This window comes from Variovorax beijingensis, assembly GCF_007828835.1.
Lineage (GTDB): Bacteria > Pseudomonadota > Gammaproteobacteria > Burkholderiales > Burkholderiaceae_C > Variovorax > Variovorax beijingensis_A.
This window is the reverse complement of sequence record NZ_VIVL01000004.1, coordinates 394,573-419,448: the sequence shown is the minus strand read 5'-3', so window position 1 is coordinate 419,448 and position 24,876 is coordinate 394,573. Positions and strand designations below refer to the sequence as shown.

Sequence of the window (24,876 nt, the reverse complement as noted above, 5' to 3'; positions counted from 1 at the left end):
CGCTTATGCAAGTGGCTGCTCTGGCATGGGGGTTGCCCCGTGCGCAGCCTGCATGCGCCGCAGCAGGCTGTGCAGCATCTCCGTCGACAGCCCGTGAATGACCAGCCGGTGCCCGGCCCGCAGGGTCGAAAGCGGCACCAGCGGATGCTTGTTGTTCACCAGGATGAGGTGCTCGGGGGCGCCCAGCAAGGTGGCCGCGTAGATGCCGATGGTTTCATCCAGTTGCAGCGAATTGGCGGCGCGCCAGAAATCGTTGTCGGTCAGCATCAGCTGGTACAGCGGCGTGAAAAGCTCGATGGCGCTCTGCAGGTCGAGGAAATTGAGCCTGCCGCGCGGCATGTCCGAAAGCCGCAGGCCCGGATCCTTGATCATCGAAAAATCGACCTGGGGCGCCTTGCCCAGCACCAGCCCCTTGTCGCGCAGCGCCTGGTTCAGCCGGATCACGAAATTGAAGAGATTCAGGTCGTGCTTCAGGAAGGTCTCGTCCTTGAGCGCATCGATGTCGGCCGGCTCCAGCGGCGACGTGCCCACGGGCGCCGGCGAATTGCGGCCGATGAAGCCCAGCACCTGCGAGCCGAGGTGGAAATGCCGCAGGATCAGCCAGTTCGCTTCCGGCGAGACGAAGCGCTTCAGCCCCCAGGCCAGCAGCCGGTGCAGCAGCTTCGAATGCGACCAGTTGCGCGGCACGAACACCTTCACCACCTGGATCAGGATGATCGTGAGCCGCGCGACCGGGCGCAGGAACGGCAGCAGGTACTGGCGCGAGCCCGAGCTCGAGTCGACCAGCCACGCTGCCTTGACCTCGTCGGGCAGCGGCGTGCTCTGGTCCAGGTAGAGGGCGAGCCAGGGACTGGGATCGCGCTCGTCGTGCCCCCGGGCAAGAAAATCAGGCGTTCGGCTCATGTGGCATCCGCTCCGTGATGTGCTGAAACTGCATCAGGTACAGCGCGGCTGTGTGGCGCGCCGTATCGATGATCTGGCGGGCCGCCCGGCCCCGGCCTTCGGCGCCCTCGCAGCCTTCCACGGCCATCACCATCTCGACCGCGGCGAGCCAGCGGTTCAGGTGGTTCTCGTCGTTGTGGCCGTGGTATTCGAGAAAGCGGAAGGCGTCGGGCGGCAACTTCAGGCCGGCCTTGATCAGCGGCAGCAGCGCGGGAACGATGCGCTGGCCCGTGCCCTCGATGATGTAGATCGCGCCCAGCAGGCCGATCGGGTTGCGCGTGGCGGCCAGGCCGTGCAGGTAGGCGTTGAGCGCCTCCCCGCCGGGGTTGCGGCGCAGATCGTCGATCCGCGCCACGGTGCCGCCGGCCTTGCGGTAGTCGCTGAAGAGGATGTTGAAGTCGTCCTGCTCCTCGCCCGCATGCACGTCGATCAGCGCGGCCAGCGCCTGGTACGGGCCGGTCAGCGACGCGGCGCCCTCGCGCATCCAGCGGCTGCCTTCGCGGACCTGCGGGACCCACTGCTCCATCCAGTTCAGGTAGTCGGGCAAGGCAAGGCGGCGCTCGCGGATCTGGCGGATCAGCGGCGTGCGCCAGACGCGCGAGCGGTAGTCGTGCCAGATGCCGGCCAGTTCGGTCAGCAGTGCACCGAGCCCTTCGGGCGCGGCGGCCGGATCGTGAGGCGGCGCGATCGCGGCTTCGTCGTCCGCGGCCGCGCCGGCCGTCGTGCGCGGCCCGGCCAGCGCCCCGGCGGGCGCCTCGGCAGCCTCGACCTCCAGCAGCATGTAGGCGGCCATGAAACGCCCCGATTCCGGCACGTAGCAGAAGATCTGTTCCCCGGGCTTCAGCGCCTTGGTGTGCAGGAACTCCGACAGCATGATCAGGATCGACGCGGCCCCCGTGTTGCCACGCCAGGCCAGGTTGCTCCACCAGCGCTCGCGTGGAATGGCGAGGTCGGCCTTGGCCATCAGGTCCTCGACCACGGGGATGAATTTCTCCGACGAGTAGTGGCACAGGAAATGGTCGATCCGCTTCGGATCGAGCCATCCGCCCTGCACCAGCGTTGCGTATTCATGAATGCCGATGTCGAACAGGTGCGGCAGCAGGCGGATGTCCTGCCGCAGCGACAAGGCACCCGCCGCCTCCGCTTCGGCCCACGAGCCGAAGTCGAGATGGCCGCGCGCGCGGTCCTCGGTCAGGCCCAGCTGCATGCAGACCGGATAGTCCCCCGAGAACGCGCGCTGGTGCACCCACTTGAGCCGCAGGCGCAGCCCGGGGTTGCCGGCCAGCGCGGGCGTGCCGCCCGACAGCAGCAGCGCGCCCGCACCGTCGGAGAGCATCCAGCGCAGGAAGTGCGAATCGAAGTCGGTTTCGTAGCCGCGCGCTGCAAAGCGCGAGCGCTTGAAAAGCCGCGACGGCATTTCGCTGGCCACCGCCAGCGCGCTGCGGTGCGCCCCCAGTTCGATGCCCTGCGCGGCCGACTGAATGGCCGACACGCCCGCGGCGCAGATGCCGTGTACCGACAGCGTCTCCATGGGCGGTGCCGCCAGTTCGCCCTGGATCATGTTGGCAAAGCCGGGCATCAGCGCGTCGCCGCCCGAAGAGCCGCTGGCCAGCAGCGACACGCGCGACAGCTCGGCACCACCGCGCTGCAGGCAGTCGCGGATCGCGCCTGCCGCCAGCTGCGCATTGGTGTGGCGCGTCACGCCCTCCTCGTCGATCGCATAGTGCCGCGTGAGGATGCCGTTCTCGGCCAGGATGCGCCGCTTGATGCGCTCCGACATCCGGTTGAGCGGCGCGATGTAGGCGTCCATGCGCTCGTTGGGAATGGGCTCGCCGGGCATGAAGTAGCCGGCGCTCTCGATGTACACGCGTTGGAATGGGACGGGCATGGTTCAGTGGGTTGAAGACTCGGGCGGCACGGGCACGGACGGCATCAGCGAGCGGCTGCGAAAACGCGGCCACAGCGCTCCGAGCACGAACACGCGAACCATGTAGGGCACCAGCCCCTGCTCGTTGAGCGCAGGGTCGACTTGCGCGCGGTAGCGCGTGCGGTGCAGTTGCGCGAGCTCGGACCAGTGGACATGCGGGTTCTCGTGATGTGCGGTGTGCAGGCCGATGTTGAACAACAAGGGGTTCACCAGCCCCTCGAAATTGCGCGCGTAGTTCAGTCGGGTACCCGCGGTATCGCGCCGCGCCTCCTCGTCCGGCCCGAGCCGGCGTCCGTCGGCATGCGCATGCTGCAGATAGTTGGTCGCCAGCAGCCAATGCAGCCCGTGGAGCTGGGGCACGATCACCAACAGCAGGGCCTTGCGCCAGTCGAGCAGCAACAGCGCGCCCCAGCTGCCGAGCCACAGGGCGTACTGCGCCATGCAGTAGCGCCAGGGTCCCGGCCGGTAGCTGCGAAGCCGGCCGAGCCAGCCGAAGAACACCGGCACCAGCACCCACACGGCCTGGAACGGATGCAGCAGGTAGCCCCGCAGATGGTTGGTGTCGCCGCCGAAGCGGTAGGTGCGCGCGACGTCCTGCGGCCCATGCCGATGGCGATGGTGGTTGGCCACGTGCGCCGGCCAGAAGACGAAGGTCGGGTGACCCTGCAACAGCGTGATCCAGAAGTCGGTGATCCGGTTCATGCGCCGCCCGCGCCACATGCGCAGGTGCACATGGTTGTGGTGGATCACACCCACGCCCAGCGTCAGGAACAGCATCGGCGCGTAGAGCAGCACGGCAAAGCCATGCACCCACTGCCAGGCCGCCAGCGCCGGAAGTGCCACCAGGTACGCCAGGCTCTGCCAGTCGCGCCCATGGCGAAGGCGCGCCGGCCGGCGCGGCGCCTCAAGCCGGCGTGCCATGCTGCCGTTGGCGTTGCTGCTTCTCGCGGAAGGCCAGGAACTGCGGCTCGGCCGCATCGGCGGCAATGCGCGTGCCGAACAACCGGTCCATGAAAGTGAACTGGAAGCCGTAGTTGCCGCTGTGGCAGGCGTGGTGCAAATGGTGCCGGCGGCTCGCGGCAAACCAGTGGCTGTACGGCGCCCGGGGAAAGAAGTCGTAGTTCGAGTGCCCGACGCTGTTGAAGAACAGGCTGAACAGCGGCACCGACGCGAGCGACCAGAAGCTGAAGTCATGCAGCAGCATCGGCAGCAGGATCACGTTGCCGAGCATGGCCGCCTCGATCGGATGGAAGCTGTAGGTGGCCCACGGCGTGGTCACGACCGAGCGGTGATGCGGCCCGTGGAAGCGCCGCAGCCAGCGCGTGTGCAGCAGCCGATGGTTGAACCAGAAATGAACGTCGTTCCAGATCGCGAGCGCCAGGATTTCGATGGCGACCTGGCGCCAGCCGGCGTCGGCATCGAGCCGCGCCCAGCCCAGCTGGAGCAGGCCCCACGGAAACACCATGCCCAGCCCGAACACCAGCACCGACACGCCCGACTGCGCCAGTTCGCGGCGCAACTGCCCCGGCTGCAGCGGCCGCGGGTCGAGCACGCGCCCGATGCCGAGCGCGGGCAGCACCCGCCGGGTCAGAAGCCAGTTGAAGGCGCCGAATCCCAGGTAGATGCCGCCGAAAAAAATCAGCCCCCAGAACATCACCTGCAGGGCCGACAACGAAATGAAGCTTTGCGCCATCCCCCGAGGCTACAACAGCATTTCGGGAACCAGGGGCGCAATGATCAGGTTGTGAAGCCGCTGGAAGAAGCTCGATTCCGGCTCCGAGGTGAGGATGACTTCCTTTTCGCCATCGGTCGTGAGCCACTGCAGCGTGCCGGTCTCCTTGGCAATGCGCAGCCGGTACGAGTTCTGCAGCTTGCTGATGTTGATGACGCGCAGCATCTCGCGCGCCAGCTGCGGGCTGTCGACCACCACGCCCATCTCGGTGTTCTGGCTCGCCGAGCGCGGATCGAGGTTCATCGAGCCGATGAAGATGCGCGTCTTGTCGATGGCGGCGGTCTTGGAGTGCAGCCGCCCCAGCGACTTGCCGAACATGCCGAAGCGCTCGCCCGCGGTGGTGCGCTGCGGGCTCAGCTCGTACAGGTCGGCGCCGCTCCTGAGCAGCCGCTCGCGGTAGCGCGCATAGCCGGTGTGCACCAGCGGTTCGTCGTTGGCGGCCAGCGAATTGGTCAGCAGCGTGAGCTTGACCTTGCGCCTGGCCAGGTCCTCGAAAGCCGCCATGCCGCGTTCGCCCGGCACCAGGTAGGGGGAGGTCAGGTCGACTTCGAACTTGGCGTCCATCAGCAGCGTCCAGACCTTCATCGTCACGCTGGTGGCAATGGCTTCGTCCTCGGTCATCGTGGTGGGCTTGGTGGGCGGATCGGCAATGGCGCGGGCCTCGCCCCACAACAGCCCCATGCGCCCGCCGTCGAGCTCTTCCGCGATCGGCCCGTAGCCCAGCACGTCGGACGGCGGCAGCACGATCTTCGGCGGCGGCGCGGCCATGCCGATCCAGGCGTCGAAGTCGGCGACCGTGGGCTTGCGGCCGCCCTCGCCGCGCACGATGTCGGCAATGGGCCAGACCTGCTCGCTGTTCCAGTAGGCATCGAAGATCGATTCGAGCTGCGGCAGCACCTTGCCCACGACGAGCGCGTCCATGTCGATGAAGTTCTGCGCCTCGCTCAGCACGAAATACTCGTCGGCGATGTTGCGCCCCCCCACCACCGCCATGACGCCGTCGGCGATGAACAGCTTGTTGTGCATGCGGTGGTTGAGCCGCCCGATCTCGTGCGGCGAGGCCACGAAGCGCGAGAGAAAACCGTTGCGTCCGCAGCAGAACGGATTGAACAGCCGCACCTCCATGTTGGGCGTGGCGGAAAGCGCGAGCAGCGGCTGCTGGCTCTTGACGGTATAGAGATCGTCCACCAGCAGCCGCACCTGCACCCCGCGCCCGGCCGCCTCGCGCAGCGCACGCATCAAGAGGCGGCCGGTGGCGTCGTTCTCGAACTGGTAGTACTGGACCACCAGCGAGCGCTGGGCGCGCTGCGCCAGCTGGACGCGCGCGTCGAGCGAATACACGCCGAGCGGCATCAGCCGGAAGCCCGAGTGCTCGCCGGGCGGCGTCGAGGCGGCCGCGATGCGTGCCAGCGTGGTGGACGGATCGGCCGCTGCGGCATTCACCGCCGCCCGCTCGCGCGCCGGCGGCAGCGAGCCGCACGCCGCCAGCGCCGCGGCCATGGCGCCGGCAAGACAGATACGCAGAAGTGGGGTCCAGAGGTTCATGATGGCATCCTAGAATTCGTTTCACCCCTGCTCGGAGTTACACCATGGCAAGACCGATCCTCTCACGCATCGCCCTGATGTCGATCGCAGCCGGGCTGGCATTCCCCGCCGGGGCCGCACTGGACATCGGCGACCCGGTGCCCAGGTTCACCGCCAACGCCGCGCTGGGCGGCAAGACTTTCCGCTATTCGCTGGCCGAGGCGCTGGCCAAGGGCCCGGTGGTGGTGTACTTCTTTCCGGCGGCCGACTCCAGCGATTGTTCGATCGAAGCGCATGCCTTCGCCGAAGCCATCGACCAGTTCGCCGCGCTCGGCGCCACCGTCATCGGCGTGTCGGCCGACGACATCGACACGCTCTCGAAGTTCTCGGTCAAGTCCTGCCAGAGCCGCTTTCCGGTGGCCTCGGACGAATCGAAATCCGTGATCAACGGCTTCGACGCCCTGATGCAGACCCGGCCCGACTTTGCCAATCGCCTGTCCTACGTGATCGCGCCGAACGGCACCGTCGCGTACTACTACCAGAACCTGAATCCGGACAAGCACGTGGAGCGCATGCTCAACGCGATCCGGGCGCTGCCCCGGCCGGGCACACCCAGGTAGCGGGTGCAAAATCCCGTCCCATGCAACTCAACTTCATCGCCAACGCCGACGTCCCGTCATCCTCCGGCCGCACCCTGCAGGTGCTCGACCCTTCCGACGGCCAGCCTTTCGACGAAATCCAGCGCAGCAATGCCGCCGACATCGACTCCGCCGTGCGCGCGGCGCGCGACTGCTTCGAGGGCGTCTGGCACAAGGTGAGCGCGGCCGACCGCAGCCGCCTGCTCTACAGGCTCTCGCAGAAGATCGCCGAGCACGTCGACGAGCTCGCGCTCATCGAGCAGCGCGATTGCGGCAAGCCGGTGAAGCAGGCCCGCGCCGACGCGCTCGCGCTGGTGCGCTATTTCGAGTTCTATGCCGGCGCCTGCGACAAGCTGCACGGCGAAACCATTCCCTACCAGGACGGCTACAGCGTCTTCACCTGGCGCGAGCCGCACGGCGTCACCGGCCACATCATTCCGTGGAACTACCCGATGCAGATCTTCGGGCGCAGCGTGGGCGGCGCCCTGGCGGCCGGCAACGTGTGCGTGGTGAAGCCGGCGGAAGATGCCTGCCTTTCCCTCATTCGCGTGGCGCAGCTCGCGGCCGAGGTCGGCTTTCCGGCCGGTGCGCTCAACATCGTGACGGGCTACGGCCACGAAGTGGGTGACGCGCTTGCGCGGCACGAAGGCATCGACCACATCAGCTTCACCGGCAGCCCGAAGATCGGCACGCTGATCCAGCAGGTGGCGGCCGAGCGGCATTGCCCGGTCACGCTCGAGCTCGGCGGCAAGAGCCCGCAGATCATCTTTGCCGACGCCGATCTCGACGCGGCCATTCCGGTGATCATCAACGCCATCGTGCAGAACGCCGGCCAGACCTGTTCGGCAGGCTCGCGCGTGCTGATCCAGCGCGGCATCTACGAGCCGCTGCTCGAGCGCCTCGGCCGTGCCTTCGAGGCCCTGCGCGTCGGCCCCGCAGCCATGGACCTGGACGTCGGCCCGCTGATCCGCCAGACGCAGCAGCAGCGCGTGTGGGATTTCCTGAGCGATGCCCAGGTGGCGGGAATCCCCATGGTGGCCCACGGCATCGTGGTCGACGAGGCGCCCGAAACCGGCTTCTACCAGGCCCCCACCCTGCTGCGCGACGTGCCGGTGAACCACCGACTGGCGCAGGAAGAGGTGTTCGGCCCGGTGCTCGCCGCGATGCAGTTCACCGACGAGGACGAAGCGGTGGCGCTCGCCAACGCCACGCAGTTCGGCCTCGTGGCCGGTGTCTGGACGACCGACGGTGCGCGCCAGTTCCGCATGGCCAAGCGGGTGCGCAGCGGCCAGGTGTTCATCAACAATTACGGCGCCGGCGGCGGCGTGGAACTGCCGTTCGGCGGCGTCAAGTCGTCGGGCTACGGGCGCGAGAAGGGCTTCGAGGCGCTCTACGGCTTCACCACGCTCAAGACCGTCGCCGTCAAGCACGGCTGAGGCGCGCGCTGCGTGCGGGGCCGGGTTCCGGGCGGCACTCGCCGAGGAGTAGCCCTTTCGGGATCGGCCCGCGCCCGATGGAGTAAATTGGCCGCTGTCCATGAACCGCAAAAGCACCACCGTCATTCCGCTCTCCGAAATCGGCCGCGCGCGCCCCGCCGTGGCGGTTCCGGAGGTGGCCGTGCCCGCCACCGGGCGGCTGCTCGACCGCCTGGGTCGGCCGCTGACCGACCTGCGCATCAGCGTGACCGACCGCTGCAACTTCCGCTGCAGCTACTGCATGCCCAAGGATGTGTTCGACAAGGACTACCAGTACCTGCCGCACAGCGCGCTGCTGAGCTTCGAGGAAATGACCCGGCTCGCGCGCCTGTTCGCGGGCCACGGCGTGCGCAAGATCCGCCTGACCGGCGGCGAGCCGCTGCTGCGAAAGAACATCGAGGCGCTGGTCGCGCAGCTGTCTGAAATCCGCACCCCGGGTGGCGAACCGCTCGCGCTCACGCTCACCACCAACGGCTCGCTGCTGCAGCGCAAGGCGGCCGCGCTGGCCGCTGCCGGCCTGCAGCGCGTGACCGTGAGCCTCGACAGCCTGGACGACGCGGTTTTCCGCCACATGAACGACGTCGATTTTCCGGTGGCCGACGTGCTCGCCGGCATCGAGGCGGCGCTGGCCGCGGGCCTGGGCCCGCTGAAGGTGAACATGGTGGTCAAGCGCGGCACCAACGAGCAGGAAATCCTGCCGATGGCGCGCTACTTCCGCGACCACCACGGCGGCAAGGTGGTGCTGCGCTTCATCGAATACATGGACGTGGGCGCCACCAACGGCTGGCGCATGGACGAGGTGCTGCCCTCGGCCGAGGTCATTGCCCGCATCGGTGCCGAGTTTCCGCTGGTGCCGCTCGAGCCCAGCGCGCCGGGCGAAACCGCCCAGCGGTGGGCCTACGCCGATGGCGGCGGTGAGATCGGCGTGATCAGCAGCGTCACCCAGGCCTTCTGCCGCGACTGCAGCCGCGCCCGCCTCTCCACCGAGGGCAAGCTCTACCTCTGCCTCTTCGCAAGTGCGGGCCATGACCTGCGCCCCCTGCTGCGCGGCACCGCCACCGATGAGGACATCGGCTCCGCCATCGGCCACATCTGGCAGGGCCGCGCCGACCGCTATTCCGAACTGCGCGCGCTTCGCGGCCCTGAAAGCGGCGAGCACGACGCCAACGACCCCGCGCCTCGCCGCGTCGAAATGAGCTATATCGGCGGATGACCCCAAAAACACAAGATTCCATTTCCCCCAGCGAGATCACCGGCCTGCTGCTGGCCGGCGGCCGCGGTTCGCGCATGGGCGGTATCGACAAGGGCCTGCAGAACCTCAATGGCTCGCCGCTCGCCATGCATGCCGTGCTGCGCCTGGGCATGCAGGTGGGCGAGGTCATGATCAATGCCAACCGCAACCTGGCGGCCTACGAATCCTTCGGCGTTCCGGTCTGGCCCGACAGCCTGGCCGACTATGCCGGCCCGCTGGCAGGCTTCCTGACAGGACTGGAACGCTGCGAAACGCCCTACCTGCTCACCGTGCCCTGCGACACGCCGCTGTTTCCGCTCGATCTGGCGAGCCGGCTGGCCGAGGCCCTGAGGGCCAACGACGCGGAAATCGCCATGGTCAGCGCCCCCGAGGCCGCCGCCGAACCCGGCGCGGCGCCGGTGCTGCGGCCGCAGCCGGTGTTCTGCCTGCTGCGCACCACGCTGCTCGAAAGCCTGGTGAACTTCACCCAGTCCGGCGGCCGCAAGATTGACGCCTGGACCGCGCAGCACCGTACCGTGCTCGTGCCCTTCGACCGCCCCGGCGACGCGCCCGACGCCTTCTTCAATGCCAACACGCTGGCCGAATTGCACGCGCTGGAAAACCGATGAGCCGCATCGCCGACATTGCCGCCGCCCTTGCCGGCTATGACCCCCAGGCGCTGAGCGTCCAGGGCGTCCAGGCCTTCCTGGCACAGCTCGTGGCGCCCGCCGTGGTGGCCGAGCGCGAAGAAGTCGCGCTGCGCGAAGCGCTGGGCCGCGTGCTGGCCGAAGACATCATCTCGCCGGTCAGCGTGCCGCCGCACGACAACTCCGCGATGGACGGCTTTGCCTTCGACGGCGCGATCCTGCGAGACGATTCGCCCACCGACGCTTCCATCGAGCTGCGCGTGGTGGGCACCGCCTTGGCGGGCGCGGCGTGGCGCGGCACGCTGGCTGCCGGCGACGCGGTTCGCATCATGACGGGAGCGGTCATGCCCGAAGGGCTCGACACCGTGATTCCGCAGGAATTCTGCAAGGTCGACGGCGACCGCGTGCGCTTTCCCGCCAAGGTGCTTCGCCGCGGCGACAACCGCCGCTTCGCAGGCGAAGACCTCATGCAGGGCCAGCCGGCCTTGCGCCGCGGCGAACGCCTGTCGCCCGCCGCGCTGGGCATGGTCGCCAGCCTGGGCCTGCCTTCGGTGCCGGCGCTGCGCCGGCTGCGCGTGGCCTATTTCTCGACCGGCGACGAAATCCTGAGCCTCGGCGAGCCGCCACGCGAAGGCGCGGTGTACGACAGCAACCGCTACACGGTGTTCGGCCTGCTCACGCGACTGGGCTGCGAAGTGGTCGACCTGGGCCTGGTGCGCGACGACCCGGCCACGCTCGGCGCCGCGCTGCAACAGGCCGCGGGCCAGGCCGACGCCATCATCACCAGCGGCGGCGTGAGCGTCGGCGCCGCCGACCATACCCGGGCCGTGATGCAGCAGCTCGGCGACATGGCATTCTGGCGCGTGGCCATGCGCCCCGGCCGGCCGATGGCCGTCGGGCTCGTTCCCCGCAGCCCGCAGGCCTCCCCGCGGCCAGGCTCGGCCGTGCTCTTCGGCCTGCCCGGCAATCCGGTGGCGGTCATGGTCACCTTTCTCGCCTTCGTGCGGCCGGCCTTGCTGCGCATGATGGGCTGCCACGAGATTGCCGCGGCGCCGCCGCCCCTGCTGCGCGCGCGGGCCGCGAGCGCCATCCGCAAGAAACCGGGCCGCACCGAATACCAGCGCGGCTTCGTGCAGGCCGTGGCCGGCGCGCTGCCTGAGGTTCGCATCGCCGGCAACCAGGGCTCCGGCGTGCTGAGTTCGATGGTCGAAGCCAACGGGCTCGTGGTGCTGCACCACGACCAGGGCAATGTGGCCGCGGGCGACGAGGTCGACGTGATGATGCTGGAGGCTTAGAGGGCCAAGGCTCAGATCCGGCCCAGTGCCCTGTCCACGCCTTTGTTGGCGAGCATGTCGGCGCGTTCGTTGCCGACGTCGCCCGAATGGCCCTTGACCCAGCGCCATTCGATCACGTGACCTCCTTCGGCCACCAGCTTGTCGAGTTTCTGCCAGAGCTCGACGTTCTTGACCGGCTGCTTGGTCGAGGTGCGCCAGCCCTTGGCCTTCCAGCCGCGGATCCATTCGGTGATGCCCATGCGCACGTACTGGCTGTCCAGGTAGAGGATGACCTTGCAGGGCCGCTTGAGCGCGGCCAGTCCCTCGATCACGGCGGTGAGCTCCATCCGGTTGTTGGTGGTGTTGAGTTCGCCGCCGAACAGTTCCTTTTCGGTGGCGCCCGACTTGAGCCACGCGCCCCAGCCGCCAGGGCCGGGATTGCCTTTGCACGCACCATCGGTGTAGATCACGACTTCGTTCAAAACGCTCTTTTCCTTCTTCTTTCAATACTTCAATATCAATCGGCGCGGTCGGCCTTGGCCTTGTGCATCTTGCCTGCAATGGGTACCGGCGCGGTGGCGCGCGCCGCTGCGCGGCGCCAGTCGGCGCTCAGCAGGCGCATGCCGCGCACGCGCTTGACGGCCACCAGGAAGTACGCCGCGCCGAAGATGGACCACCAGCGCTCGCCGGCGGCGTCCATCCAGCGGCAGCGCTCGAGCCACGCCTCGCTGCGCACCGCGGGCCGGTAGACGCCGAAGCGCCCCGACTCCACCTCGAAGCTCAGGAGCCGCAGCCAGTCGCGCATGCGCCAATAGCCGATGAACTCGCCGCCCTCGGGCAAAAAGAGATCACCGAAGCCGAGCCGACGGTACAGGTGCGCGCGGCGCTGCCGCATGCCCCAGAGGCTGGCCGGATTGAGCCCGCAGATCACCACGCGGCCCTCGGGTACCAGCACCCGCTCCACTTCGCGCAAGGCCGCGTGGGGGTCCTCGCTGAGCTCCAGCGCATGCGGCAGCACCACCAGGTCGAGGCTGTTGGCAGCAAACGGCAGCGCCGCAAAATCGGTGAACAGCGCCGCCCTGCCGGACGGCTGGATCGGGTCGGGCAGGGCCAGCCAGCGATGCGGCATGCGGTTGGTGCGCAGGCCATCGACGCCGGCGGCGCCGAGCTGCAGCGCGTGGTAGCCGAAAACATCCGCCACGGCCTCGTCGAACTGGGCCTGCTCCCACGCGAGCAGGTAGCGGCCGGGGGGGGTCGCGAACCAATCCTGCAAACCTATAATTTGACCGCTCATGACCCTTGTTCCGCTGCCCGCCTTCGCTGACAACTACATCTGGATGCTGCAGGACGGGTCCAACGCGATCGTGGTGGACCCGGGCGACGCCCAACCCGTGTTCGACGCCTTGGCGCGCGACAAGCTGCAGCTCGCCGCGATTCTAGTCACGCATCATCACCCCGATCACACGGGCGGCGTGGCCGCGCTCCATGCGGCCACCGGCGCACCGGTCTTCGGTCCGGCGCGCGAACGCATTCCGGAGCCGTTCAAGCCGCTGTCGCACGGCGACACGGCCGAGGTGCTCGGGCTGCGCTTTTCGGTCATCGACGTGCCGGGCCACACGGCCGGCCACATCGCGTACTTCCTGCCCGCAAACGCCGGCCGGACGCCGCTTCTTTTTTGCGGCGACACGCTGTTCTCCGGCGGCTGCGGTCGGCTGTTCGAAGGCACGCCGGCGCAAATGCTGGCTTCGCTCGATGCGCTCGCCGCACTGCCGGGCGACACACGCGTATGCTGCGCGCACGAATACACACTTGCTAACCTGCGTTTCGCCCGCGCGGTGGAACCCGGCAATGCCGATCTGACTCAGTACAGCGCGCACTGCGAAAGCCTGCGCGCGCAGGGGCGGCCCACACTGCCCTCGCAACTGGCCACCGAACGCCGGATCAACCCCTTTCTTCGCAGCCGCGAAGCCACTGTCCTTAGAGCGGTGCGCGAGCACGCCGAGCTTTCCGCAGATGCGGCCGAAGCCGACGTGTTTGCTGCGCTGCGCCAATGGAAAAACGACTTCCGATGAAACTTATCGCTGCTGTCTGCCTTGCAGGCTCACTGTTGCTCGCGGGCTGCGCGGGCACCACCAGCTCGTCTTCCTCCACCGCCGCATCCGCGCCATCCTCCGCCGGCGGCACCGGCGCCAAGGCCTCCGGCAGCGCCGCGCCGGTCTACCCGGGTGGCCCGCTCACTCCCATCACCAACAGCGAAGCCCATTCGCAGAGCGTCGTCACGCTGGCGCCGCCCGCCGACATGTGGGACCGCATCCGCCGCGGCTTCAAGATGCCGAACCTCGAGAGCGACCTGGTGCGCGACCGCGAGCAGTGGTATGCCAGCCGGCCCGACTACATCCAGCGCATGACCGAGCGCTCGAACAAGTACATCTTCCACATCGTCGAGGAACTCGAGCGGCGCAACATGCCGACCGAGCTCGCGCTGCTGCCGTACATCGAGAGCGCGTTCAACCCGCAGGCCATTTCCAGCGCGCGCGCCGCGGGCATGTGGCAGTTCATGCCCGCCACCGGCACCGACTTCGACCTCAAGCAGAACATCTTCCGCGACGACAGGCGCGATGTGGTGGCCTCGACGCGCGCCGCACTCGACTACCTGCAAAAGCTCTACGGCATGTTCGGCGACTGGCAGCTCGCCCTGGCCGCCTACAACTGGGGCGAAGGCAGCGTGAGCCGCGCGATCGCCAAGAACCAGCGCCTGGGCCTGCCCACCACCTACAGCGATCTTTCCATGCCGGCCGAAACGCGGCTCTACGTGCCCAAGCTGCAGGCGGTGAAGAACATCGTGGCCAATCCGCAGGCGTTCAACACCGAGCTGCCGCTGATCGCGAACCACCCGTACTTCCAGACCGTGACGCTCACGCGCGACCTCGACGTCGAACTCGCCGCCAAGCTGGCCGACATCCGCCTCGAAGACTTCCGCGCCCTCAATCCGGCCGCGCACAAGCCCGTGCTGCTGGCGGCCGGCACGCCGCAGATCCTCCTGCCCTGGGACAACGCGGCCGTGTTCCAGCGCAACTTCGATGCGTACTCGCAAGGCCAGTACGCCAGCTGGACGGCATGGGTGGTTCCCAACACGATGACGGTGGCCGATGCGGCCCAGCGCTCGGGCATGAGCGAGGCCGACCTGCGCGCGCTCAACAGCATTCCGCCGCGCATGCTCATCAAGGCCGGCTCGACGCTCATCGTGCCGCGCAGCGCCCGCGTCAAGGAGGACGTGACGGCACTGGTGGCGGACAGCGGCCAACTGAGCTTCCAGCCCGAAATCGTCAATCGCCGCACCACCGTCAAGGCCGGACGCAACGACAGCGTGGCCAGCATCGCGCGCCGCTACAAGCTCAAGCCCGACAGCGTGGCCGAGTGGAACGACGTCAAGCTCAACCACGCATTCAAGCGCGGCTACAGCGTGGTGGTGTACCTGCCGGTTCGTGCTGCGCCCGAAGCGCGCGTCGGGTCGGGCGCGGCACGGGCGCACGGCCGAGCCGCCGTTGCCGACAAGCGCGGCGGCAGCCAGGTGAAAGCGGTTGCCGCGCGCGGCCGCAACGTGGTGGTGAAGACGCCGGCAAGCAAGCAGGTGGTGCGCGAGAAGCGCGGCGGCACGCCGTCGAAGAAAAAGCGCTGAGCCTTGCCTGCGAGCCGGCGGCAACCGAGGCGCTGCGCTAGAGCTTTTCGGTTTCGCCGCTGCGCGGCTGCCACTTCATCAGCCGCTTCTCGATCAGGCCGACCAGGCCGTCGAGCAAGAGCGCAAAGCCTGTCAGCACCACGATGCCGGCAAAGACGGTGTTCACGTCGAAGGTGCCCTCGGCCTGGAGGATCAGGTAGCCCACGCCGCGTGCCGAGCCCAGGTACTCCCCGACCACCGCGCCAACGAAGGCCAGGCCCACCGAGGTGTGCAGGCTCGAGAACACCCAGCTCGTCGCGCTCGGCAGGTAGACCGTGCGAAGCAGCTGCCGCTGGTTGGCGCCGAGCATCTTCGCGTTGGCCAGCACCACCGGGCTCACCTCGCGCACGCCCTGGTAGACGTTGAAGAACACGATGAAGAACACCAGCGTGACGGCCAGCGCCACCTTGCTCCAGATGCCCAGGCCGAACCACAGCGCGAAGATGGGCGCGAGGATCACGCGCGGCATGGAGTTGGCGGCCTTGATGTAGGGGTCGAGGATCAGGCTCGCGGTGGGTGCCAGCGCCAGCCAGAGCCCGCAGGCCAGCCCGAGCACGGTGCCGATGCCGAAGGCCAGCACCGTCTCGAGCAGCGTGGTGCCCAGGTGCCGGTAGATGTCGGCATTGCCCTTCAGGCCTTCAGGAAACAGCAGGTTCGGCGGCACCTCGAACGGCAGGAACCAGCTCCAGATGCGCCCCGCCACCTGGATCGGCTCACCCAGGAAAAAAGCCACCTGCTGGTTGCGCGAAGCCAGGTGCCAGCCCACCAGGATGATCGCGAGCAGCACCAGCTGCCAGAAGCGCGCGTTGCGTTCGTTCAGGCGCGGCATCATGCGGCCTTCCTCAGCTGCTGCGCATAGCCCTTGAGCACTTCGTCGCGCAGCACCTCCCAGATCTGCGTGTGCAGCTCGACGAAGCGCGGCTGCGTGCGCACCTCGGCCACGTCGCGCGGGCGCGCAAGATCGATCGCGAACTCGCCGATCGGATGCGTGGCCGGCCCGGCCGACAGCACCACCACGCGGTCGCTCATCGCAATGGCCTCGTCGAGGTCGTGCGTAATAAAGAGCACCGCCTTCCGTCCGTGCGAGCCCCCGGGCACTGTGCGCCCACCCCCCGAGGGGGTGAGCTCCTGCCTTGGGGCGGCCCGGCGGCCCTCGCTCGGCGCACTCCAGAGTTCGAGCACCTCGTTCTCCATCAGCTGGCGCGTCTGGATGTCGAGCGCGCTGAAGGGCTCGTCCATGAGGATGATGTCGGGGTCGAGCACCAGCGTCTGCGCGAGCGCCACGCGCTTGCGCATGCCGCCCGAGAGCTGGTGCGGATAGCGGTCGCCAAAGCCCGAGAGGCCCACGCGAGAGAGCCAGGCCTCGGCCTGCCCGCGCGCATCGGCATCGGGCACGCCGCGGTACTGCAGCCCCACCATCACGTTGTCGATGGCGCTTCGCCACGGCATCAGTGCCTCGGTCTGGAACATGTAGCCGGCGCGCGCATTCACGCCCGCGAGCGTCTGGCCGAAGACCTTGACGGTACCCGACGAAGGCTCGAGCAGGCCCGCGCCCACGTTCAGCAGGGTCGACTTGCCGCAGCCCGTGGGGCCCACCACCGAGACGAATTCTCCGGCCCGCACGCGCAGCGTGGTGTCGGCCACCGCGGTGTAGCGCTGGCCCGGATCGTCCTTCGAATGGAAGGTGCAGCTGATGGAGAGAAGCTCGAGTGCGTAGTCGGACATGTCTGGCAGGAATTCTGGCATTGGCCGCCACAAGAAAAAACCCGGCCGAAGCCGGGTCGCGGGGACGTTCGGAATCAGGCTTTGAACCTGTCTTTCGCGCGCCTTGCAAAATCGTTGGTGTAGGTCTTCATGAGATCGATCTTGTCGGGCTTCACTGCGGTGTCGAAGCTCGAGATCGCGGCGAGCGCCGTCTTGGGGCCGTCGGCCGGCACGAGACCGTCGGTGGCGATCGATTCGCGCACCTTGTCGAAGGACGCGAGGTACAGCGCGCGGTCGCCGAGCAGGTAGGTTTCGGGCACTGTCTTGATGATGTCGCCCGGGCCGGCAGTCTGCAGCCACTTGAGGCCGTGCACGATCGCATTGGCCAGCGCCTGGCAGGTGTTGGGATTCTTCTGGATGAAGTCGACCGGCGCATAGAGGCAGGCCGCAGGCATCGGCCCGCCGAACACCTGCTGCGTGCCCTTGAGCGTGCGCGTGTCGCTGATGATCTTCACGTCGCCCTTCTGCTCGAGCATGGTCATGACGGGGTCGGTGTTGCTGATGGCGTCGATCTGGCCCGAGCGCAGCGCCGTGAGCGCGCCGGCCGCCACGCCCACGCCGATGTAGCTCACGTCGCTGGCCTTGAGGCCGCCGCGCGACAGCACCAGGTTGGCCACCATGTTGGTCGAGGAGCCCGGTGCCGAGACGCCGATCTTCTTGCCCTTGAGATCCGCAATGCCGGTGTAGCCCGCCATGTTCTTGGTCGACACGCCCACTGCGATCTGCGGCGCGCGGCCCTGGAGCACGAAGGCCTGGAAGAACTGGTTCTTTGCCTGAAGGTTGATGGTGTGCTCGTAGGCACCGGAGCACACGTCTGCCGATCCGCCCACCACGGCCTGCAGCGCGCGTGCGCCGCCGGCGAAATCGGAGATCTCGACGTCGAGGCCTTCGGCCTTGAAGTAGCCGAGCTGTTCGGAGATGGTGAGCGGCAAATAGTAGAACGCCGCCTTGCCGCCCACCGCAATGGAAATCTTCGTCTTCTCGAGCTTGGCTTGCGCAAAGACCCGCGGCAGCGCGATGGTTGCCGCAGCAACTGCGGAGACTGTCATGAGGGTTCTGCGGTGGAGCATGGAGCAATCCTGCGGGCACTTGATTCTGGTGGACTGAATCGAGCTTAGGGGTGCGCCCCCGTTGCCTGCATCGGGGTCATCCCGTGCGGGTTTCCACGTAAGCATGAAGACCTCCGCGAGGCCTGTGCCAAACGGCCTGTTGCGCGCTGGCGCAGCGGCCGTTTGCGCTCTTAGCGCGCGAGAAAAAGGATCGCGATATTGATCACGAAACCGAGCGCCCAGACCGCACTGCGCACGGAGCCGATGCCCTTGATATAGACCGCGATATAGATCACACGCAGTACGACATAGGCCGCCGCCAGCATGTCGAGCCGCGCCTGATTGGCGCCGAGCTGATGCGCAATGATCACCGCGCCGATGAAGAACGGAAGGCCTTCGAAGCTGTTGGCCTGCGCGCTGTTGGCGCGCGCCCGCCAGCCGCTTTGCCTTGCGGCCCAGTCGCGCGGCTGCACGTTGTCGCGCGGACCAAAGCTGCCGGCCTTGGCGATCCATGCCGCGAAATACGGCAGGCCGCAGGCGATGAACACGCACCAGTAAGCGACGGTGAGCAAGGAAAAAGTCATGGGGATTGCTTGTCTGCTTTCAGCACGGCGGCTGCAGCGGCCGCTGCGCGCTATCGGCGGTCCACCAAGGCATGCGCGATGGTGCCGAGATCCACGTATTCGAGTTCGCTGCCCGCGGGCACGCCGCGCGCGAGGCGCGTCACGTTCAGGCCCCGCTGCCGGAGCGCTTCGCCGATCACGTGCGCGGTGGCTTCGCCCTCTGCCGTGAAGTTGGTGGCCAGGATGACCTCGCTCACCGTGCCGTCCAGCGCGCGGTCGAAGAGCTTCTGCAGGCCGATGTCCTTGGGCCCGATGCCGTCGAGCGGGCTGAGCTTGCCCATCAGCACGAAGTAGTAGCCGCGGAAGGCCCCGGTGCGCTCGAGCGCGGCCTGGTCGGCCGGCGTCTCGACCACGCAGAGCTTGCCTGCGTCGCGGCGCGTGTCCAGGCACACGTTGCAGACTGGTGCTTCGGTGAAGGTGTTGCAGCGCTCGCAATGCCGCACGTTGCCGGCCGCCTGCTGCAAGGCGCGCGCAAGCAGCTGTGCGCCCTCGCGGTCGTGCTGCAGCAAGTGGAAGGCCATGCGCGAGGCCGACTTGACGCCGACGCCGGGCAGGCGGCGCAGCGCATCGACCAGGGCGTCAAGCGAACTGGCGTCGGCCATCAATGGCTCAGAACGGCAGCTTCATGCCGGGCGGAAGGCCCGGCATGCCCGCGGTGAGCTTGCCCATCTTCTGTTCGCTGGTTTCCTCGGCCTTGCGCACCGCGGCATTGAAGGCGGCGGCCACGAGGTCTTCGAGCATGTCCTTGTCATCGGCCAGGAGGCTCGGGTCGATGGTGATGCGCTTGACGTCGTGCTTGCAGGTCATCACGACCTTCACGAGGCCTGCGCCCGACTCGCCTTCGACCTCGATGGTGGCCAGTTCTTCCTGGGCCTTCTTGAGGTTGTCCTGCATTGCCTGCGCCTGCTTCATGAGGCCGGCCAGTTGTCCTTTGTTGAACATCGTTGGTCCTGATTGGTTGAAATGGAGGAAGGATAAGAGAGATGGCGGCCGATGCCGAATGCCGCAAGTGCCGGCACGGTTTTTCAGTGGCGTTCAGTCAGGCGGGCTTGAGTGTTCCGGGCACGATCTTCGCATCGAATTCGCGCATCAGCATCTGTACTTCGGGATCGCTGCGGATGGCCTCCTCGGCCACGCGCTGGCGCTCGTCGGCCGCCTGCTTGTTGCGGCGCGCGGGGCTGTCGACCACGGCGCCGATCTCGATCGCGAGCTTCACGCCGTGGCCAAGTGCGGCCAGGGCATCGGTGAGCTTCTCGCGGGCCGAAGGCTGGTTGAGCAGCTCGCGCTCGACGCGAAGTATCCACTGGTCGACATCGCGCGCCACCAGCTGCGACTGGAGCGCGAGCTCGCGCGCCAGCGCGCTGATGCTCTCGGCCGCGATCATCTGCGTGACCGCGGCGTGCCAGAAGTCGCCGTCCTCGCTCGGCGGAATGGGCGGCGCCGGGCCGCGCTGCTCGTCGGGGCGCGGCGCGTCGCGCTGGCTCGGCGGCGGCTGCACGCGCATCGGAACGGCAAGCACCCGCGGCGCTTCCGCAGCCGGCGAGGGTTCGGCCTCGGCGGAAGGCCGGGCCCCGCCCTGCCGCACCGGCTCGCTGACCACGGCCAGGCGCTGGCCGGCCGGCGCCGGGTTGGATCGAGGCACCGGCGCAGCGGGGGGATTCGACGCTGGCGGCGCGGCGATCACCGCCGTGTGCTGATGAGCCGGTGCCACGGCCGCAGGGACCGAAACCGCCCGGGCGGCTTCATTCAGAGTTTTTTTTTCCGCGAAGGCCGAAGCAGCGGCCGCGTTGGAAGGCTTGAAAGCCAGAAGCCGCAACAGCACCATGGTGAGCGCCGCGTATTCGTCGGGCGCCAGGCCCAGTTCGCCGCGCCCGTGCAGGCACAGGCTGTAGAGCAGCTGGGTTTCGTCGGCCGGCATCAGCGACGCGAGGCGCGCCGTGTCGGCGGCATCGGGATCGGTCGCCGAATCGGCCGATTCGGCCCGCGAGGGCACTGCCTGCAGCACGGCCATGGCCTGCAGCACGGCGGTCATTTCTTCCAGCGTGGACGCGGCGGACATGCCGTCGCGCCGCAGCGCTTCGGAGGTGTCGACCACCGTCCGGCCGTCGCCCAGTGCCAGCGCCTCGATCAGCTTGAACACATGGCCGCGGTCCACGCTGCCGAGCATCTGGCGCACGCCGGTTTCGAGCAACTCGCCATTGCCGAAGGCGATGGCCTGGTCGGTGAGCGACAGCGCATCGCGCATCGAGCCGCGCGCCGCGCGCGCCAGCAGGCGCAGCGCCTGCGGCTCGGCCGGCACCTGCTCGGCCTGCAGCACGCCCGTCAGGTGCTCCAGCACCGTTTCGGGCGCCATCGGCCGCAGGTTGAACTGCAGGCAGCGCGACAGCACCGTGACCGGCACCTTCTGCGGATCGGTGGTCGCGAGCACGAACTTGAGGTATTCCGGCGGCTCCTCGAGCGTCTTCAGCATCGCGTTGAACGCGGTGTTGGTGAGCATGTGCACCTCGTCGATCATGAAGACCTTGAAGCGCCCCTGCACCGGCTTGTAGACCGCCTGCTCGAGCAGCGACTGCACCTCGTCCACGCCACGGTTCGATGCCGCGTCGAGTTCGGTGTAGTCGACGAAACGGCCCGAATCGATGTCCTTGCAGGCCTGGCACACCCCGCAAGGCGTGGCCGTGATGCCGCCCTGCCCGTCCGGGCCCTGGCAGTTGAGCGACTTGGCCAGAATGCGGGAGACGGTCGTCTTGCCCACGCCCCGCGTCCCGGTGAAAAGATAGGCGTGATGCAGCCGCTGCGTGGTCAACGCGTTCTCGAGCGCCTGCACCACGTGCCCCTGACCAACCATCTCACCGAAGGTTTTCGGACGGAACTTGCGAGCGAGCACGAGATAAGACATTGCGGGCATTCTAAAAGGCGCGGCGGCCCCTCTTGCCCTCACCCCGCAATCAAAAAAGGCCCTGTCTTTTCGCGGGATACCGCGGAACCGGCTCAGCCGGGCCGCTGGTATCGCCCCCAGCAGGGGGTGGGCGAAGCGACACGAAGTGCGCGCAGCCTGGGGGGTTACAATAGCCTTTGACGGGCCTCCCTGCATGGTGAAGTGGCCAACCGGGTCAGGTGGGGAACCAAGCAGCCCTAACTGCGTAGTCAGTGCCAGGGGTAAGGCTCGTCAACCTAACATCCAGGAAGCCGTGAGCTCTCAAGAGCTTGCGCGCTGAACAGGGGCCACGAGTCCCGGTCCGCAGAACCTGCCTGCAGACTTTCGCACAGCTGCCCCCGCTATCCAATCTGTCGCAAGCCGGCCATGACCTCTTCGGCAGGCGGCAGTTCGCTGGTACGCCAGACCAGGCGGGCGCGGCGATCGAACAGATAAACCTGGCCGGTATGCCGGTCGCCCGCTGCCGCGCCTCCCGTGAAAAGCCTGAACATCGACTCGAGTGCTTCGGGGGCTGGCGCCGCCGCGCTCCATGTCGGTCTTGCGCCAAAACGCCGCAGCCAGGCGCTCAATGCCGCGGGGTCGTCGGCCAGCGGATCGATGCTCAGCGACAGCAGACGCACCGCTGCATTGCGCTCGGTCAGCAATGCCGCCTGCAGCGTCGAGAACAAGGCCCCCTGGATCGGGCAGACCGTGCTGCAACCGGTGAACATCAATTGAACGGCCGTCAGGCTGCCTCGGAGCTGCGCCGCGAGCATTGGCGCGGCGCCATCATGGCGCCGCAGCGGCAAGGCCGGGGCCGCCACCGCCGGCATCACCGGGCCGGTGCTGTCGTTCGCGCGGGCCGGAGGCACACCCAGCCACGCCAGCGCGCTCGCGGCAAGCAGGCGCCGGCGCCCGAGGGATGCAGCCCTGCAGGTTAGGAAGCGGCTAGGCGCGTTCATTCGGAGGGAGCCTGCGTCAGATAGTCCCACAACGCCGCGCACTGGCCATCGTCGGCATCGAAGCGCGGCATGGCTCGGGGCAGCGTGACGTGGGCCGGGTCGACGCCGGTGCGCAGCGTGCGGCAGAAGGATGCGCGCTCGTACGCGACGGGCGGGCCGCCGCGCCGCGGGAGGGTTTCGCGCAACTGGCGCCGGTCGAGCGGCGGCGCGAATCCGGGGACCGCGGCGGCGGACCTGCCGGGCCCCGCATGGCATTGGATGCAGCGCGTCGCAGCACTCGGCAGCGGCGCGTTGTGGCCGGACAGTGTGCCGGCCAGCGGCTCGGCGCCATCGAACAGGCGCACGCCGCGCGCCACCGAGGAAGGCACGGCCGCTTCAGGCTCTTCGGACCACGCCGGGCCAACAGCCAGTGCGGTTCCGAAGGCCAGCGCCAGCATCATCATCGAAGGCCTCGGCTTCGCGAAGCGCACCGGCCGCTACCGGATGTTGATGGTGCGCGCCACGCTTGGCACGCCACTGCTGTCGAGCGCAAACAGCATGTAGTTGCCCGGCAGCACCGTCCCGCGGTCGGCCGGAATGCCCAACTGGTAGTTGCCTGCCGTGCCCGTGAATGACAGCGGGATGCGGCGCTGATCGGTGTTGACCGAGTGAGTGGCCGATGCCATGCGCACCAGCGCAAAGCGGGCCGCCGCGCGATCGGTCGTCACGGCGATCTGGCTTCCCCATGTGGCGCTGGCCGGCGCGGCCGTGATGGCCGGGCGGGGCGCCGGCGAACCGTCGCTCGCCAGCAGGTACGGCGGCGTGTAGATCTCTGCATCCGGGTGGTCGCCCGCACAGTCGCACAGCCCACCGCCGCCCGACAGCACGCGTCCGTCCATCAGCAGCAAGGCCATGCTGTGATAGTTGCGCGGTTTCTGCATCGGCGGCACGGTGATGAAGGTCTCGAGCTCCGGGCTCCACAACTCGGCCGCCAGCACGCTGTAGGAGTCGGAGAACGGAACGGGCTGCGTCTGCCCGCCTATCACGAACACATCGCCGTTGGGCAGCACCACGCTGTTCACGAAGGTTCGGCCATAAGCCATCGGCGAGAGCTTGCGCACCGTGGGTGCCATCGGCGCGCCCGCGCTGATGTCGATGATGTAGGCGGTCTTGAAGGCGTCGCCGCTGTCGTGGTTGGGCGCGCCGCCGAGCTTGAGGATCTTGCCGATGTCGTACATCACGGCGCTGGCCGTCATGGCATAGGGGTCGTCGCTGCGTGGACCGGCCTGCAGGATCGCGCCGCTGCCGCGTGTGTCGATCCAATGCATTGCCGCCGCGGGACCGGCGTGGAATACCCAGCCGTCGGCGGCGCCGAACAGCCACATGTGGTTGTCGCCCCGGTAGACCCCGGCCGCGTCCGGGCCGGCCAGCGGCGGGTTCGAGACATTGCTCGCATCGGGCATGTTGGCCGGTACGCCGGACAGCGTGCGCCAGGTCCTGGTGGCGGCCGACCACACCTCGCCGTACTTGCCGCCCTGCCCGCCGTTCCACGACCCGCCGACTGTGAACACGGAGCCGTCGGACATCGTCGTGCTCGCCTGGTAGGCGCGTGCAATGCCGAGTTGCGCACCCGTCACCCAGCCGCCCAGCGCCGGGTCGTAGATCGAGGTCTTCGTCGCATCGCTGCCGCCGCTGACCAGCACGCTGCCATCGGCCAGCATGCTCAGGCCGGGGCAGAACATCTGGTGGCCGGTCGCCGTGATCGACAACGGGCTGGCGCTTCGCGTGACGGGGTCGAACACCGTGGTGTAGGTGTAGGCCTCGCTGCTGCTCGTGCTGAAGCTGTTGGGCGAGCGGGCTGCCCACAGCAGCAGCTTGCCGTCCGGCAGGTTCGCGGCCGACGCGGGCACGAGTGGCAACGCGATCGGGTCGGACCAGGGCTTCACCGCGGCGGTCGATTGCGCCGCGGTGTAGCCGGCTGCCGTGAACAGGTACTCGTTGGCCGGCAGCCACTTCCCCTTGAATCGGGAGCGCAGCCGGACCACGAGCCCCGCACCGTCTATGGGAAGGTTTGTCACCGTCAGCGTTGTCGCGCTGGTCGATGTGTCCACAACGGGTGTCGCCGAAGAGGCCGACAGGATCGTCAAGCCGTACTGGTTGGCACCCGTGTTGGTCCAGACGAAGGTCGCGCTGCGGCTGGCGAACTTGGTGCCGGGGGACGGACTGGTGAGGGACGCCGGCTGTCCGTCTGGCGGCACCGGCTTGCTTGCCGATGCGGACGCGCCCGCCAGCGTCGGATTTGCGCCCTGCGCGCGGGCGCCGCCTCCTGCGTCACCGCCGGACCAAACCAGGAACACCAGGGATGCATAAGCAAGCCCGCGCGCGGCGCGCGGCGATGGAACGCTGGTCATCGCTGCTCCTTTATTTTTTGTCTGGTCGCAGCTTAATCCTTGCGCGTGCAATAAACAATACAA

General features: G+C 68.0%; 24 protein-coding genes and 1 other RNA gene. 8 read left to right on the top strand and 17 right to left on the bottom strand.

The annotated features are described in order from the left end of the window. Nucleotides 1-3 precede the first annotated feature (3 nt). Genes FB547_RS15475 through FB547_RS15455 form a run of 5 tightly spaced genes read right to left on the bottom strand, consistent with a single transcriptional unit; the run spans nt 4 to nt 6,146 of the window. Nucleotides 4-903 (bottom strand): DUF6999 family protein, encoded by a 900-nt coding sequence (locus FB547_RS15475; RefSeq protein ID WP_145743618.1) that lies wholly within the window; start codon nt 901-903, stop codon nt 4-6. After that, nucleotides 887-2,830, bottom strand: a complete 1,944-nt coding sequence (locus tag FB547_RS15470; RefSeq protein ID WP_145743616.1) for a 3-oxoacyl-[acyl-carrier-protein] synthase III C-terminal domain-containing protein — start codon at nt 2,828-2,830, stop codon at nt 887-889. The genes FB547_RS15475 and FB547_RS15470 overlap by 17 nt, the downstream gene beginning before the upstream one ends. Nucleotides 2,831-2,833: 3 nt before the next feature. Beyond that, nucleotides 2,834-3,790 carry a fatty acid desaturase family protein gene (locus FB547_RS15465; protein ID WP_145743614.1) on the bottom strand — a complete coding sequence of 319 codons (957 nt, stop codon included), beginning with the start codon at nt 3,788-3,790 and terminating at the stop codon, nt 2,834-2,836. Next, nucleotides 3,774-4,562, bottom strand: a complete 789-nt coding sequence (locus FB547_RS15460) for a sterol desaturase family protein (RefSeq protein WP_145743613.1) — start codon at nt 4,560-4,562, stop codon at nt 3,774-3,776. Before FB547_RS15460 ends, FB547_RS15465 begins: the two co-directional genes overlap by 17 nt. A gap of 9 nt (nt 4,563-4,571) precedes the next feature. Further along, on the bottom strand, nt 4,572-6,146 hold the full coding sequence (locus FB547_RS15455) for a phospholipase D family protein (RefSeq protein WP_145743611.1): 1,575 nt from the start codon (nt 6,144-6,146) through the stop codon (nt 4,572-4,574). A 44-nt stretch (nt 6,147-6,190) separates the two neighbouring features. Between FB547_RS15455 and FB547_RS15450 the strand changes: the two genes are divergently transcribed. The 5 genes from FB547_RS15450 (at nt 6,191) to glp (ending at nt 11,411) form a co-directional block, all read left to right on the top strand. Then, entirely contained in the window at nt 6,191-6,745 is a 555-nt protein-coding gene (locus FB547_RS15450; RefSeq protein ID WP_145743609.1) for a peroxiredoxin, read from the top strand. Nucleotides 6,746-6,765: 20 nt separating this feature from the next. Beyond that, nucleotides 6,766-8,199 (top strand): aldehyde dehydrogenase family protein, encoded by a 1,434-nt coding sequence (locus FB547_RS15445; protein ID WP_145743608.1) that lies wholly within the window; start codon nt 6,766-6,768, stop codon nt 8,197-8,199. Nucleotides 8,200-8,299: 100 nt separating this feature from the next. Continuing rightward, nucleotides 8,300-9,451 carry a GTP 3',8-cyclase MoaA gene (moaA, locus tag FB547_RS15440; RefSeq protein WP_145743606.1) on the top strand — a complete coding sequence of 384 codons (1,152 nt, stop codon included), beginning with the start codon at nt 8,300-8,302 and terminating at the stop codon, nt 9,449-9,451. Then, a complete protein-coding gene (gene mobA, locus FB547_RS15435) occupies nt 9,448-10,098 on the top strand; it encodes a molybdenum cofactor guanylyltransferase MobA (RefSeq protein ID WP_145743604.1) in 651 nt (216 codons plus the stop codon). Before moaA ends, mobA begins: the two co-directional genes overlap by 4 nt. Beyond that, on the top strand, nt 10,095-11,411 hold the full coding sequence (gene glp, locus FB547_RS15430; RefSeq protein WP_145743602.1) for a gephyrin-like molybdotransferase Glp: 1,317 nt from the start codon (nt 10,095-10,097) through the stop codon (nt 11,409-11,411). Before mobA ends, glp begins: the two co-directional genes overlap by 4 nt. An 11-nt stretch (nt 11,412-11,422) precedes the next feature. On the opposite strand, the gene rnhA is transcribed toward glp, so the two are convergent. Together rnhA and FB547_RS15420 are read right to left on the bottom strand one after the other, a co-directional pair. Next, entirely contained in the window at nt 11,423-11,872 is a 450-nt protein-coding gene (rnhA, locus tag FB547_RS15425) for a ribonuclease HI (RefSeq protein WP_145743600.1), read from the bottom strand. Between the two features lie 35 nt (nt 11,873-11,907). Continuing rightward, nucleotides 11,908-12,663: a class I SAM-dependent methyltransferase gene (locus tag FB547_RS15420; protein WP_145743884.1), complete on the bottom strand. Its 756-nt coding sequence runs from the start codon at nt 12,661-12,663 to the stop codon at nt 11,908-11,910. A gap of 19 nt (nt 12,664-12,682) precedes the next feature. On the opposite strand from FB547_RS15420, the gene gloB reads away from it, so the two are divergent. Further along, on the top strand, nt 12,683-13,462 hold the full coding sequence (gene gloB / locus FB547_RS15415) for a hydroxyacylglutathione hydrolase (protein ID WP_025569369.1): 780 nt from the start codon (nt 12,683-12,685) through the stop codon (nt 13,460-13,462). Continuing rightward, nucleotides 13,459-15,069 (top strand): transglycosylase SLT domain-containing protein, encoded by a 1,611-nt coding sequence (locus FB547_RS15410; RefSeq protein ID WP_145743598.1) that lies wholly within the window; start codon nt 13,459-13,461, stop codon nt 15,067-15,069. Before gloB ends, FB547_RS15410 begins: the two co-directional genes overlap by 4 nt. 37 nt (nt 15,070-15,106) lie before the next feature. Here the strand turns inward: FB547_RS15410 and FB547_RS15405 are convergent, their stop codons facing one another. The 7 genes from FB547_RS15405 to dnaX all read right to left on the bottom strand — a co-directional run bounded on the left by FB547_RS15405 (nt 15,107) and on the right by dnaX (nt 21,443). After that, on the bottom strand, nt 15,107-15,940 hold the full coding sequence (locus tag FB547_RS15405; protein WP_145743596.1) for an ABC transporter permease: 834 nt from the start codon (nt 15,938-15,940) through the stop codon (nt 15,107-15,109). Beyond that, nucleotides 15,937-16,833 (bottom strand): ABC transporter ATP-binding protein, encoded by an 897-nt coding sequence (locus tag FB547_RS15400; RefSeq protein WP_145743594.1) that lies wholly within the window; start codon nt 16,831-16,833, stop codon nt 15,937-15,939. Before FB547_RS15400 ends, FB547_RS15405 begins: the two co-directional genes overlap by 4 nt. Before the next feature lie 74 nt (nt 16,834-16,907). Then, entirely contained in the window at nt 16,908-17,942 is a 1,035-nt protein-coding gene (locus FB547_RS15395; protein ID WP_145743592.1) for an ABC transporter substrate-binding protein, read from the bottom strand. 170 nt (nt 17,943-18,112) lie between these two features. Continuing rightward, the gene (locus FB547_RS15390) at nt 18,113-18,505 is read right to left on the bottom strand and encodes an MAPEG family protein (protein WP_145743590.1); all 393 of its coding nucleotides are present in this window, start codon (nt 18,503-18,505) and stop codon (nt 18,113-18,115) included. A 50-nt stretch (nt 18,506-18,555) separates the two neighbouring features. After that, nucleotides 18,556-19,146 carry a recombination mediator RecR gene (gene recR / locus FB547_RS15385; protein WP_025569363.1) on the bottom strand — a complete coding sequence of 197 codons (591 nt, stop codon included), beginning with the start codon at nt 19,144-19,146 and terminating at the stop codon, nt 18,556-18,558. Nucleotides 19,147-19,153: 7 nt separating this feature from the next. Beyond that, nucleotides 19,154-19,486, bottom strand: coding sequence for a YbaB/EbfC family nucleoid-associated protein (locus tag FB547_RS15380; protein WP_012747441.1), 333 nt, complete (start codon nt 19,484-19,486; stop codon nt 19,154-19,156). A gap of 97 nt (nt 19,487-19,583) precedes the next feature. Next, nucleotides 19,584-21,443, bottom strand: coding sequence for a DNA polymerase III subunit gamma/tau (dnaX, locus tag FB547_RS15375; RefSeq protein WP_145743588.1), 1,860 nt, complete (start codon nt 21,441-21,443; stop codon nt 19,584-19,586). A 178-nt stretch (nt 21,444-21,621) separates the two neighbouring features. On the opposite strand from dnaX, the gene ffs reads away from it, so the two are divergent. Beyond that, nucleotides 21,622-21,718: signal recognition particle sRNA small type (gene ffs, locus FB547_RS15370), an RNA gene on the top strand. A gap of 105 nt (nt 21,719-21,823) precedes the next feature. On the opposite strand, the gene FB547_RS15365 is transcribed toward ffs, so the two are convergent. Genes FB547_RS15365 through FB547_RS15355 form a run of 3 tightly spaced genes read right to left on the bottom strand, consistent with a single transcriptional unit; the run spans nt 21,824 to nt 24,813 of the window. Next, nucleotides 21,824-22,423: an SCO family protein gene (locus FB547_RS15365; protein WP_145743586.1), complete on the bottom strand. Its 600-nt coding sequence runs from the start codon at nt 22,421-22,423 to the stop codon at nt 21,824-21,826. Beyond that, nucleotides 22,420-22,893 (bottom strand): hypothetical protein, encoded by a 474-nt coding sequence (locus FB547_RS15360; RefSeq protein ID WP_261380292.1) that lies wholly within the window; start codon nt 22,891-22,893, stop codon nt 22,420-22,422. The genes FB547_RS15365 and FB547_RS15360 overlap by 4 nt, the downstream gene beginning before the upstream one ends. 6 nt (nt 22,894-22,899) lie before the next feature. Continuing rightward, nucleotides 22,900-24,813: a galactose oxidase-like domain-containing protein gene (locus FB547_RS15355; protein WP_145743584.1), complete on the bottom strand. Its 1,914-nt coding sequence runs from the start codon at nt 24,811-24,813 to the stop codon at nt 22,900-22,902. Nucleotides 24,814-24,876 lie beyond the last annotated feature (63 nt).

What these genes read in the sequence shown, in the direction of transcription:
- FB547_RS15475 (WP_145743618.1), bottom strand. Translation starts at nt 903, where the DNA reads ATGAGCCGAACGCCTGATTTTCTTGCCCGGGGGCACGACGAGCGCGAT.
- FB547_RS15470 (WP_145743616.1), bottom strand. Translation starts at nt 2,830, where the DNA reads ATGCCCGTCCCATTCCAACGCGTGTACATCGAGAGCGCCGGCTACTTC.
- FB547_RS15465 (WP_145743614.1), bottom strand. Translation starts at nt 3,790, where the DNA reads ATGGCACGCCGGCTTGAGGCGCCGCGCCGGCCGGCGCGCCTTCGCCAT.
- FB547_RS15460 (WP_145743613.1), bottom strand. Translation starts at nt 4,562, where the DNA reads ATGGCGCAAAGCTTCATTTCGTTGTCGGCCCTGCAGGTGATGTTCTGG.
- FB547_RS15455 (WP_145743611.1), bottom strand. Translation starts at nt 6,146, where the DNA reads ATGAACCTCTGGACCCCACTTCTGCGTATCTGTCTTGCCGGCGCCATG.
- FB547_RS15450 (WP_145743609.1), top strand. Translation starts at nt 6,191, where the DNA reads ATGGCAAGACCGATCCTCTCACGCATCGCCCTGATGTCGATCGCAGCC.
- FB547_RS15445 (WP_145743608.1), top strand. Translation starts at nt 6,766, where the DNA reads ATGCAACTCAACTTCATCGCCAACGCCGACGTCCCGTCATCCTCCGGC.
- moaA (WP_145743606.1), top strand. Translation starts at nt 8,300, where the DNA reads ATGAACCGCAAAAGCACCACCGTCATTCCGCTCTCCGAAATCGGCCGC.
- mobA (WP_145743604.1), top strand. Translation starts at nt 9,448, where the DNA reads ATGACCCCAAAAACACAAGATTCCATTTCCCCCAGCGAGATCACCGGC.
- glp (WP_145743602.1), top strand. Translation starts at nt 10,095, where the DNA reads ATGAGCCGCATCGCCGACATTGCCGCCGCCCTTGCCGGCTATGACCCC.
- gloB (WP_025569369.1), top strand. Translation starts at nt 12,683, where the DNA reads ATGACCCTTGTTCCGCTGCCCGCCTTCGCTGACAACTACATCTGGATG.
- FB547_RS15410 (WP_145743598.1), top strand. Translation starts at nt 13,459, where the DNA reads ATGAAACTTATCGCTGCTGTCTGCCTTGCAGGCTCACTGTTGCTCGCG.
- FB547_RS15405 (WP_145743596.1), bottom strand. Translation starts at nt 15,940, where the DNA reads ATGATGCCGCGCCTGAACGAACGCAACGCGCGCTTCTGGCAGCTGGTG.
- FB547_RS15400 (WP_145743594.1), bottom strand. Translation starts at nt 16,833, where the DNA reads ATGTCCGACTACGCACTCGAGCTTCTCTCCATCAGCTGCACCTTCCAT.
- FB547_RS15395 (WP_145743592.1), bottom strand. Translation starts at nt 17,942, where the DNA reads ATGCTCCACCGCAGAACCCTCATGACAGTCTCCGCAGTTGCTGCGGCA.
- FB547_RS15390 (WP_145743590.1), bottom strand. Translation starts at nt 18,505, where the DNA reads ATGACTTTTTCCTTGCTCACCGTCGCTTACTGGTGCGTGTTCATCGCC.
- recR (WP_025569363.1), bottom strand. Translation starts at nt 19,146, where the DNA reads ATGGCCGACGCCAGTTCGCTTGACGCCCTGGTCGATGCGCTGCGCCGC.
- FB547_RS15380 (WP_012747441.1), bottom strand. Translation starts at nt 19,486, where the DNA reads ATGTTCAACAAAGGACAACTGGCCGGCCTCATGAAGCAGGCGCAGGCA.
- dnaX (WP_145743588.1), bottom strand. Translation starts at nt 21,443, where the DNA reads ATGTCTTATCTCGTGCTCGCTCGCAAGTTCCGTCCGAAAACCTTCGGT.
- FB547_RS15365 (WP_145743586.1), bottom strand. Translation starts at nt 22,423, where the DNA reads ATGAACGCGCCTAGCCGCTTCCTAACCTGCAGGGCTGCATCCCTCGGG.
- FB547_RS15355 (WP_145743584.1), bottom strand. Translation starts at nt 24,813, where the DNA reads ATGACCAGCGTTCCATCGCCGCGCGCCGCGCGCGGGCTTGCTTATGCA.